Source organism: Gemmatimonadaceae bacterium, from assembly GCA_020852815.1.
GTDB lineage: Bacteria > Gemmatimonadota > Gemmatimonadetes > Gemmatimonadales > Gemmatimonadaceae > SCN-70-22.
In genome coordinates, this window is sequence record JADZAN010000020.1 from 1 (window position 1) to 10,880 (window position 10,880).

The 10,880-nt window shown below is 69.6% G+C and carries 9 protein-coding genes; 3 read left to right on the plus strand and 6 right to left on the minus strand.

Annotated elements, in window-relative coordinates; genetic code table 11:
- Positions 1–350 precede the first annotated feature (350 nt).
- Positions 351–1,082, plus strand: a complete 732-nt coding sequence (locus tag IT359_12275) for a Rieske (2Fe-2S) protein (GenBank protein MCC6929751.1) — start codon at positions 351–353, stop codon at positions 1,080–1,082.
- A gap of 39 nt (positions 1,083–1,121) precedes the next feature.
- Here the strand turns inward: IT359_12275 and IT359_12280 are convergent, their stop codons facing one another.
- From IT359_12280 to IT359_12305, 6 genes are all read right to left on the minus strand, one after another.
- Positions 1,122–2,612 carry a peptidase dimerization domain-containing protein gene (locus IT359_12280; protein MCC6929752.1) on the minus strand — a complete coding sequence of 497 codons (1,491 nt, stop codon included), beginning with the start codon at positions 2,610–2,612 and terminating at the stop codon, positions 1,122–1,124.
- 49 nt (positions 2,613–2,661) lie between these two features.
- Entirely contained in the window at positions 2,662–3,375 is a 714-nt protein-coding gene (rpiB, locus tag IT359_12285; protein ID MCC6929753.1) for a ribose 5-phosphate isomerase B, read from the minus strand.
- Positions 3,376–3,586: 211 nt separating this feature from the next.
- A complete protein-coding gene (locus IT359_12290) occupies positions 3,587–4,408 on the minus strand; it encodes a metal ABC transporter permease (GenBank protein MCC6929754.1) in 822 nt (273 codons plus the stop codon).
- A complete protein-coding gene (locus tag IT359_12295; protein ID MCC6929755.1) occupies positions 4,401–5,210 on the minus strand; it encodes a metal ABC transporter ATP-binding protein in 810 nt (269 codons plus the stop codon). The genes IT359_12290 and IT359_12295 overlap by 8 nt, the downstream gene beginning before the upstream one ends.
- Positions 5,207–6,139 (minus strand): zinc ABC transporter substrate-binding protein, encoded by a 933-nt coding sequence (locus IT359_12300; protein MCC6929756.1) that lies wholly within the window; start codon positions 6,137–6,139, stop codon positions 5,207–5,209. The genes IT359_12295 and IT359_12300 overlap by 4 nt, the downstream gene beginning before the upstream one ends.
- Before the next feature lie 50 nt (positions 6,140–6,189).
- Positions 6,190–7,575 (minus strand): hypothetical protein, encoded by a 1,386-nt coding sequence (locus IT359_12305; GenBank protein ID MCC6929757.1) that lies wholly within the window; start codon positions 7,573–7,575, stop codon positions 6,190–6,192.
- Positions 7,576–7,802: 227 nt separating this feature from the next.
- Between IT359_12305 and IT359_12310 the strand changes: the two genes are divergently transcribed.
- Both IT359_12310 and IT359_12315 read left to right on the plus strand, forming a co-directional pair.
- Positions 7,803–8,144 (plus strand): hypothetical protein, encoded by a 342-nt coding sequence (locus tag IT359_12310; protein MCC6929758.1) that lies wholly within the window; start codon positions 7,803–7,805, stop codon positions 8,142–8,144.
- 148 nt (positions 8,145–8,292) lie between these two features.
- Positions 8,293–10,626 (plus strand): TonB-dependent receptor, encoded by a 2,334-nt coding sequence (locus tag IT359_12315; GenBank protein MCC6929759.1) that lies wholly within the window; start codon positions 8,293–8,295, stop codon positions 10,624–10,626.
- The last annotated feature ends 254 nt before the right edge of the window (positions 10,627–10,880 follow it).

The window sequence follows — 10,880 nt, forward strand, 5'->3', positions numbered from 1 at the left end:
AGGCGCCGTCACTCTCCGCGCGCGCCTTCGCCCCCACTTCCGCGCCCCCTCCTCACCGCTCTTTCGCCCCCTCTCCCGCGCCCCCTCCTCAGCGCGTCTTCGCCCCCTCTCCCGCGCCCCCTCCTCAGCGCGTCTTCGCCCCCTCTCCCGCGCCCCCTCCCCCCCGCGCCCCCTCCTCACCGCGCCCCCTCCTCACCCCGCCCCCCCCGGCCCTTACGCCCCGCGCGCCAGTGCTTTCGCGACTTCGCCGCCTCGCGGCTTCGCGTGAGTCCGGTCTTTCCCGCGTGCTCACCACCGCCCGCGAACGGCGCGAGGACAAATGGATCCCAGCTTTCGCTGGGAAGGTGGGCGTGAGGGTCGCGCTCGCGCACCGTGTCTTCTTCCTGGCGACCGATCGCGTGCGCCCTGCTCCTGCCCGGCACGATCCTGTGCACGTCAGCCTAACGAAGATGCCCCGTCCCGACTCTGCGCCGAACTCGGCGCCACAACTGCCCTCAGCTGCACCTCCAGCCGCACCTCCAGCCGCACCTCCAGCTGCACCGCCAGCTGCACCCTCCCGCCACGTCGCGTCCGTCACGGCCGCCACTGACGCCTGCGGCGGGTGCGAGCTTCGCTCCAGTCGGCGGGGCTTCCTTGGCGGTCTCGCGGCCGCGCTGGCGCTGTTCGCGGTGGAAGGGATCCTTCCGCGCGACGTGCAGGCACTCCCGGCGCACGAGATCGCGGGGGAACGCACCGCTCCGCAGGAGACGGCATACGCGATTCCCGCCGCCGACGGCGTCGCCATCGACAAGAAGGAAGGCGTCATCATCGCCCGCTACGCCGGGAACGTGTACGCCTTCGCGCTCACCTGTCCGCACCAGAACACGGCGCTGCGCTGGAACGACGGGAGCCATGAGTTCCAGTGCCCGCGGCACAAGTCCAAGTACCGCCCCGACGGCGTCTTCATCTCCGGACGCGCCACGCGCGCGATGGACCGCTTTGCCGTGCGCAAGGACGGCGAGCGCGTGGTGGTGAACCTCGACAAGCTCTACGAGCAGGATGCCGACGCCGAGGGATGGGGGAGCGCCAAGGTTGGCGTCTGACCCGTACGCGGCGTTGCGCCTGGCGGACCTCCCGCCAGCCTACTTGACGACCGGGAGCGGATACGCCTTCTGCAGCGCCGTGATGTAGTCGCCGAACAGCGCCCGCGTCGACGAGAACTCGTCCTTCACCTTGGCGCGGAACGCGGCGTCGGTCGCGAAGTCGGTGAGCAGCGCGGCCATCGCCATCGCGTCGATGCGGAAGCCGGTGTGCCCGATGTCGCTCAGCGCGTCGGTCTCCATCTCGTAGGTGTGGAAGCCACCGGTCGACGTGAAGGCGGAGAAGCCCACGCCCGGGATGTCGCGCGACACCGACCCGGTCTCTTCGTATCCCTGCGGCTTCTGCGGCTCGTTCACCACGCGCGTCGCCCCGTACTTCTTGAGGTAGGCAAAGGCGACTTCATTCAACGCCGCCGTCGAGATCCCGTCGCGCATCGAACCGTAGTTGTCGATCTCGACCTTGGTCCCCGTTGACATCGCGGCGCCACGCGCGGCGTTGTCGATCAGCTCGCGCATCTGCGCGAGGTAGACTTCGTCGGGATAGCGGATGTAGAAGTCGGCGACCGCGCGGTCGGGGACGACGTTAGGCGCCTTTCCTCCCTCGGGAATGATTCCCTGGATGCGCGCCTCGGGGCGCATGTTCTTGCGCAGTCCGTCGACGCCCTGGAAGAAGTGCAGTACCGCCGTGAGCGCATCGCGCCCTTCCCACGCCGTCATCTGGTGGGCGGGTGCCCCGCTGAAGGTGTAGCGCACGCCGTCGATGTTGAGGCAGCAGGTGCCGAAGCCCGGCGCCGGGCGCTGCGTGTTGACCGACGAATGCGAGCGCACGATGACATCGGCGCCGTTGAACACGCCGGCCTTGTGCATCACGGTCTTGGACGGGGGCGGCATCATCTCCTCGGCCGGTGTGCCGTACACCGTCACCGTTCCCGGCGTCTTGCTGCTGGTGAGGAACTCGGCCACCGCCAGCGCCGCCGCCAGCCCCACGGGCCCCTGCGCCGAGTGCTGGTCGCCGTGGTAATCGCGCAGCGTGCCCCGTAGCGCGTCGTACTCGACAATCACGCCAAGGTTGGGGCCCGGCGTCCCTTTCGTGTAGCGCGCGACAAAGGCGGTCTGCAGCCCGCCCACCCCCATCTCCACCGCGAAGCCGTGCGCGGTGAGCCAGTCGGCGAGGATCTTTACCGAGCGCGACTCCTTGAAGCCAACCTCGGGATGGCGCGTGATGTCGTCCGACATCGCTTGCAGCTCGAGCTCCCACAACGCCCTGGCGCGCGCCACCACCGCGTCGCGCCTCGCGTTCGGCGCATTGCTCAGTCGCGTGGCGAGCGCCGCGGCGTCGATGCGCTGTTGCAGCTCCCCCTGTCGCCGCACGACGTCGACAGCCGCCGCGCGCTGCGTCGGCGTCTCCTGCGCGGTGAGCGCGCGGGGCGGTGCGACCAGCGCCAGCAGCACGAGCGCCGCAAGGGCGGGGAGACAAGCGCGGTGTTGCAGCACAGACGGGACAGAGTCGGGGAGCATGGGGATGGAAGGCACGACGGGAGGTGAACCGAGGGTGGATGTGCGATGCGGAGCCGCTGCGCGCTCAACTGCGCCCTTCGTCGAGCGCGTCGATCTTGGCGATGCGCGGCGCGTGACGCCCGCCGCCGAACGGCGTGTCGAGAAAGGTGCGGACGATCTCCTGCGCCAGGCGCCCGCCCAGCAGCGTGCCGCCGAGCGTGAGCACGTTCGCGTTGTTGTGTTCGCGTGCGTTGGCGGCGGTGGTGACGTCGTGACACATGGCGGCGCGAACGCCGCGGACCTTGTTGGCGGCCATGCAGCTCCCGATCCCCGCACCGTCGACCATGATCCCGATGTCGGCAGCTCCGCTGGCCACGGCGCCTGCCACGGCGATGGCAAAGTCGGGGTAGTCGACGGCGTCGGCGCCAAACGTCCCCACGTCGTGCAGTCTCACTCCGCGTTGCTTGAGGTAGCCCACGAGCGCATCCTTCATCGACACGCCGCCGTGATCGGCGCCGACCACGACGCGCAGCGCGGCGCCGCCCGCCATCGCCCCGACGGCCGGCGCTGCGTTCGCGGCACCGACGGGAGTTGCGGCTGGCGGTGTGGCGCTCGCCGCGGGTGCCGGCGTTGCGGCTGGCGGAGCGGCAGCGGTGGCGGCAGCGAGCGCGATCCCGAACTTCGCGGCGGCGTCGCGGGCCGCCGGCGTGACGACGGCATTGCCAACGGCGAGCGTCTGCGCGCCCTCGCGCCTGGCGCGCACTACATCCCGTTCGGTGATCAGGCGTCGTCTCGACATGTGCTCGCGGACCGTGAAGGGCGGGGGCCGCGCGTGCCGCGCGGAGCTATCACCCGCGTCGCACGCTCGACGCGCGAAACTTGTCGACGCATCGCCCCCTCGCGCGAGAGGGCGCGATGCGTGACGTGGACGCGCGCCTGCGCGGAGTCCTCACCCGCTCGGGAGCCGCCAGCGCTCGGCAGCGTTCAATGCCCCCCGCCCTGTCCGCAGCTCAGCCGCCGCGCGCCCGGCGCGCTCCCCACGCCAGGAAGACCAGCACCCCAGACACCACGATGATCATCGGCCCGCTGGGGAGGTCGAGCGGGATGGAGGCGGCAAACCCCACCAGCGCGGCGAGGAGCGCCGAGCCCACCGAGACCACGAAGGTGGCGCGCATGCTCCCGCCCAGGAGCAGCCCCGTCACCGCCGGGAGGACCAGGAAGTTGAAGACGAGCATCACCCCGGCAAACTGCATGCTGAAGGCGATGACGACGCCGAGCGTGAGGTACAGCGCCAGGTCCCACAGCCTGACACGATACCCGAGCGTGCGCGCCGTCTCCCGATCGAACGAGACGAACAGGAACTCCTTGTAGAACACGACATGCGCCAGGAGGACGGGGATCGCCGTCGCCAGCAGCAACAGGGTGTCCTTGCGCGTGATCCCGAGGATGTTCCCCTGCAGCAGGATGTCATGCGCCTCGCCCATCTTGGCCTTGGCGATGAAAAGGATCCCCGCCGCGGCCGCCACGGCGTAGGCGACGCCGATGCTCGCGTCGGGGGGGACGTCGCCGCGCGGCGGTGTGGCAAAGAAGATCACGCCACCGATCGTGATGAGGAGCGACACCGTGAGCGGATGCCCGGTGAGCCCCGACAGGACGCCGAGCCCCGCCAGCCACAACGCGATCGCCAGCCCGGCCGATGACACCTGCGCCAGCGCCGCGCCCACGAAGACGATCCGCCGCAGCACCACGTACACTCCCACCACGGAGCAGGCGAGGGCAATCAGCAGCGTGCCATACAGCGCCTCGCGAAAGAGGAGGACGGCGTCAAGCATGGCGCGCCCCTCCCTCGAAGTCGACGGTGACCTGGTGGTGCGCGCGATCCCCCGTCGTGGTGCGCTTGGCCAGCACCACGCGGTGCCCGTCGAAGCTCTGGACTTCCACCGGGATGCCGTACACCTCGCGCAGCGTCCCCTCGGTGAGGATCTCGTCCACAGGCCCCACGCGAAACTTGCCGCGCACCACCAGCGCGATGCGCTCCACGTAGTTGGCCACCTCGTTGAGGGCGTGGCTCACCATCAGCACGGTGAGGCCGTCGCGCTCGTGCAGGTCGCGCACCAGCCCCAGGATCTGCGTGGTCGACACGAGGTCCATCCCCGTTGTCGGCTCGTCCAGCACCAGCACGTTAGGCTCACCCACCAGGGCGCGCGCGATGAGCGTGCGCTGCTTCTGTCCCCCGGAGAGCGAGGTGAGGCGGCGGTCGGCCAGGTCGGTGATCCCCACCTGTTCCAGCGCCTCATGGGCGCGCAACTCGTCCTGCCGTCCCGGGCGCCGCCCGAGCCCGATGCGGTCGTAGCGCCCCATGAGCACCACGTCGAGCACGCGCAACGGAAAGTGGGCGCTCACCTGGTCGCGTTGCGGCACATAGCCAAAGCGCAGCCCCTCGGCGCGCGTCACCGTCCCGCCGAGCGGCGCCAGCGTGCCCAGCAAGGCACGCAGGACGGTCGTCTTACCCGCGCCGTTGGGGCCCACGAGCCCCAGGAAGTCACCCTCGGGAAGGACGAAATCCAGCTGGTTGAGGATGGCCCGTCCGCCGTAGCCTAACGAAACGCCCTCGAAGGAGACGAGGGCGCTCATCGGACCGCGGCTGCGAGCTGTTGCACGTCGTTGCGCATGACGGAGACGTAGTCGTCGAGCCCCTTCGCCCCGCCCACCGACGGCGGGAGCACGAGGACCTTGGCCCCCACACGCCCGGCGACGAAGTCCGCCGTCTTCCGGTCGTAGTACGGCTCCATCACGATCACCTTCGCCCCCGTCTGTCGCATCGTCTGGATCAACCCCGCCAGGTGCGCTGGCGACGGCGGAACTCCCGGCTTGGGTTCCATGAAGCCGACGATGTTGACGCCGGTGTACTCGGCGAAGTAGCGCCAGCTCGTGTGCCAAGCGACGATCGGCTTCCCCTTGAGCGTCGCGAGGTCGCCCGCCCACGCCTTTTCGGCGGCGGTGAGACGGTCGTCGAATGCCTTCTCGTTGGCCGCAAAGACCGCCGCATCCCTGGGGTCGAGATCGCTGAACTTCTGCCGGAAGAGCGCTGCGATCCGGCGCCCGTTTTCGGGGTCGAGCCAGTAGTGCGGATTTCCCAGCGGATGCACATCACCTTGCGAACGATCCACGTTCCCGCGCGCCTGGTCGAGCACCGGGATCACGCGCGAGACGTCGACGTAACCGCTCCCGCCCATGCGGATTTTCGCGTTGCGCGCCCCGTCGAGGAGAAGCGACATCCAGCCGACTTCGAGATCGAGCCCCACAAAGGCCCACACGTCGGCTTTCTGCAGTTGGAGGACGAACGACGGCTTGGCTTCGATGAAGTGCGGATCCTGGTAACCCTCGCCCACGTGCGCGGCCACGATGCGATCGCCGCCAACGGCGCGCGCGATGTCATAGAGATCCGTGGTGCTGGTGACCACGTGCAGCTGCGCGTGCAGTGGTGCCGCGGTGGCGAGCGTCCCCAGCGATGCCAGCGAGAGGGCGGCGGCGACCAGGCAATGGCGAGTGCGCGGCGGCATGCGATGGCGCGGCGAGTCTGGCGCGCGCGGAGTGCGGGAAGGGAAGGGCATCAGAAGGGGTGTGGCTTGTGCGGACCGAGGGCGAAGGTCGCCTGCAGGATGACACGCGTGAGGGAGGGAAACCCCGAGGGCGGGGCGACGCGTTCCACTCCGGCCACGAGCTTGGAGAACTCGCTTGGAAAGAACTCGAGGTACGTCGAGGCGGCGCGCGTCGTGCCGCCAGCATACTCCGGGTCCTGCAACGCATCGACGCGCGCTCCGAGGTAACCGCGCCGCGACGCCTGCCAGCGCGCAAAGAGATACGCACCGGTGTAGTCGCGCCGCGGACCATCATACACCGCCGCGCCTGATCCGGTTGCGGCCGGAAGCGCCGGGTTTCGCTCGTTGACCTGCCGCAGCAGCTCGCCCTGCAGGATGAACGAGCGATACAGCCCCCGCTGCAGCGGCCTCCATCGATACGTGAGGTCGGCCCCAACCACGGATTGCCGGGCGAGGGCGGCGTTGACCGTCGCGGCCCCGCTCACCGGCTGCTCGCGTCGCCCGGTCACCGCCGACAGCGAGAACTCCAGGTTCGACGCCTGCGACAGGTCCCAGTAATTGCGCAGGCGCGCCGAGTAGCCGAGCCCCGTCAGCCGCTTGTTGGCGCGCTCCGTGGCGCGCAGCCCATCCGGCGCCTCGCCAAAGCGGTCGCTCGCGGTCACGATCAGCTCCTGATAGAAGCCGAGCGGGGAAAAGATGCGGCTGGCGTAGATCCCCGTCCCCTTGAGCCCTTCATCTCCCAGGAAGCGTTGCAGCACCCACGGGTACTCGATGGAGTGCAGATCGTGCCGGTGCGTCGTGTTCTGCTTCCCCACCGGCAGCAGCAGTCGCCCCAGGCGCACCTCCAATCCCCATGGGAGCGCCGTCGCCGTGAGGTACGCCTGCTCGATCGAGATCCCCTCGCCGTCCGAGATCCCGAGAAAGACGTCGCCGCGAAAGAACGGGTCGACGGCTGCCTGGAGTGCGATCTCGACTTCCCGGATGCCGAATCGTGTGCTGTCGCCCTGTGTGCTCCCCTTGGGCGACAGGTCGCCAATCAGGTCGCCCACGGCGGAGATGTCGGGGAGGAGGCGCGGGTTGGACGGGCCGGGCTGTCCCTGCGCCGGCGCGGCCGTTCTCGCGGGCGCGTTCGCGGGAGTGGCGCGCCCTTCCAGCTCGCGCACGATGGCGAGCGAGTCGGCGACGCGAACGCTGTCGGCGCGGAGCGAGTCAGCCCGGGAGCGCCGCGCCGTGGAGTCGCGCTGCTGCGCGGCGAGCGGGGCGGCGAGGACCACCATGGTGACGACGGCGGGCACAATGGCGGGCACAATGGCGGTCACGATGGCGGGCACGATGGTCGCGACGAGCAGGGTGAGCCGTGCACCAACGATTCGCCGGCGCCGTCCGTAGGGTGCCATGCAGGTGAAAACCCTGTTGAGGACTGCTGGTTTGACCCTCCTCACGTGGTACGATCCTCGGTTGATGTCCGGCACGGTCGAGGCGGCGTGGCGACGACTCGACGTCACGCTGGCGCTCGACGCGAAGCTTAGGATCGGTACCTCAATACAACATGACGATTCTCGCAAAGTCCTCGGCGGGAATCGGGGAATTGTCCCTCTCGCCGTCAGCCGTTAGGCTACCCACCATGCGCATGCGCCCCCTCCTTCTTCGCGTGCTCGCCGCCGTCGTGGCGGTGGTGCATGTCGTTGCGCCGGGGGCGGCGTCCATCATCGATGCGCGGCCGGCGGCGATGGCGGCGTCCGAGAGATCGACCGTCCACTTCGAGGAGCCGGGCTCGCCGCATGCCATCGCGCACCAGGAACATTGCGTCCTGTGCAGCGTGGCGACCCAGGCCTGGGCGGAGCCGGTGTCGCCGCCTCAGCTGCTTGATGAAGGGGATGAGAACTGGCCGTCGCGCGCCGATTGGATCGGTCACGCGGCGGACGAGTCCACCGCCCAGCGCCGGTCGCGCGCCCCGCCCGCCTGAGTGAGCCGCAGCGCGCCAGTGTGAGAGCCCGGCCACATCCGGCCGCCTGACTCCCTGCGGACATCGCACATCCCACGTCGTCGTCGCCGACTCGCGCCCCGCGCGAACTCGGGCCTCACGCCATGCTGCGATTCCACCGATGCCACTCATGTCACCAGTTCGCCGCAGCGGGCCGCCGTTCGCCTGCGTGGCGGCCATGATCGCCCTGCTGGCGGCGTTGCTGTCGCCCTCTTCACTCGCGGCGCACGCGTTCGCCGGGGCGGTCGCGTTCCCGCGCGCGCACGGCGCCACTTACGCCGCGGCCACCATTGCCCCGCCCATTCTTGGCACCGTGAAGGACTCGGCGGGGCGTCCGCTGGCCAATGCGCAGGTCGTGGTCAGCGTCGTGAACCGCGTGCTGCAAACCGATGCCAACGGCGCCTTCGCCATTCGCGGGTTGGCCGCCGGGACGTATCACGTGGACGTCTCGCTCATTGGCTTCGCGCCGCAGCACGCCGTCGTCACCTTGCCCGAGAGTGGCCCGGACGTGATGCTCGCCATCGTGCTCCGGGCCTCGCCGTTGCGCCTGACGGGTGTCCTGGTGAGCGCCGCCCCCACCGGCACCGACGCCCTCGGCGTCACGCAGGCCGCGGTCGAGCTCTCGGGAAAGGGGTTGGCGCTCAACCTCGGCAGTTCGGTCGCGCAGACGCTCTCCAACGAGCCGGGGATCGCCATGCGCTTCAACGGCCCCATGGCCAACGTCCCCGTGATACGCGGCCTCACCGGCGACCGCATCCTCGTGCTGCAGGATGGCGAGCGCACCGGAGACCTGGCGTCCGCCTCGGCCGACCACGCGCTCTCTATCGATCCATTCAGCGCCGACCGCATCGAGGTCATCCGCGGCCCCGCCTCGCTCCTGTACGGCAACAACGCGTTAGGCGGCGTGGTCAACGTCATCGCCAACGAGATCCCGTCCGATGTGCCCGCGCGCCCGTCGTTCTTTCTCGGCGGGCAGGGCGAGTCGGTGACGCCGGGGGGCGTCGTGGGAGGGGGCGCCACGCTCCCGCTGGGTGCGAACTTCGCCCTCACCGCGCGCGGCAACTGGCGCTCCACCGACGACCTGCGCGTTGGCGGGCGGGGAACGCTGCAGAACACCGACGCGGCCAGCACGGGCGGTTCCGTCGGCATCGGCTACGTGGGAGAGCGCGCCCAGGTCGGCGTCGCCTTCCGCGCCTCGTCGTTCGAGTACGGCGTCCCGTTCCCTACCGACGGAGAGCCGATTCGCCTCGATGGGTCGCGCGCGCAGGGCTCGATGCGCGCCACCATCAACACCGGCGCTGGACTCATCCCCACCGTGCGCGTGGATGGCACCGTGCAACGCTACGGCCACGACGAACTCGAGCCGTCGGGTGCCGTGGGGACGAACTTCCTGCTCAACACGCAGACCTTCAACCTCTCCGCACGCACGCAAGGGCGGCGACTCACCGGCACGCTCGGCGTGCAGGGACTCTTTCGTGACTATCGTCCCGCCGGCGACGAGGCGTTCACGCCGGGGGCCACCAACCAGAATGTCGGGCTCCTGCTCTTCCAGGAACTCCCGTTGCAGCGCCCAACGCGCCCCGACGCGCGCGTCCCCACGCTGCAACTCGGCGCGCGCTACGACTGGTTCACGCTCGAGACAAAGGATGACGTGCAGGGGCGCTTTGGTCCGGCGCAACGCAAGGCGTACAACAGCACCTCCGCCTCGTTCGGCCTCAGCCTCCCGCTTGGGCACGCCGCCAACGTCAGCGTCAACGCCCAGCGTGCCTTCCGTGCGCCGACGGTGGAGGAGGTCTTTGCCGATGGCTATCACGCCGCCGTCGGCACGTATGACGTGGGAAACCGCGCACTCAGGGCCGAGCAGAGCACCGGGCTCGAGGGGATCATCCGCACGCAGTCGACCCGCGGCTTTGCGCAGTTGAGTGCCTACGTCAACCGCGTCGACGGCTACATTGCCCCCGTCGCTGTTGGGACGCGGGACGTGGAGGGCGACGACGGCCCCGTGGCCGTCCCGCTCGTGAACTTCCAGCAGCACGACGCGCGATTGTATGGCCTCGAGGCGCAAGGCGAGGGCGAGGTGGCGCGCCACTGGGTGCTGGGGGCGAGCGCCGACTGGGTTCGCGGCCGTTTCACCGACGACACGAACCTCCCCTACATCCCCGCCGGCCGCCTGTCCGCCACCGTGCGCTGGGACAACGGCCGGTTCTCGTTAGGTGGAAGCGTCCGGCAGGTCTTCCGGCAGTCGCACGTCTCCGGCGACGCCCTCGACCTTCCCACCGACTCCTACACGCTCGCCAACCTCTCGATCGGCTACACCGTCCTCGGCGGCACCACGCTCCAGAACGTCGTCCTCCGCGCCGACAACCTGTTCGACACCATCTACCGCGACGCCACGAGCCGCATCAAGAGCTTTGCGCCGAACCCGGGGCGGAACATGGCCATCGTGTACAAGATCGTGTTCTAGCCTTCGAGGGGGGCGGGGAGATCAAAGGCGAAAAGCTTTCAACACGGAGGGCACACGGAGGTACGGAGTCACACGGAGAAAAGCAACAAGCAGTTGCACTCAACCGTGGACCTCCGTGCCTCCGTGTGTCCTTGTATGTCTCCATTGAAGGTTGGTAAACCAGGTGTAGGCTCAAGGCGGCGGCAGCTCGTCCGTGGTGTGTCGGGGCCGGGCGGTGGGCCGAGCCCGTCACGGAGTGGGAGCGCCGTCGCCGC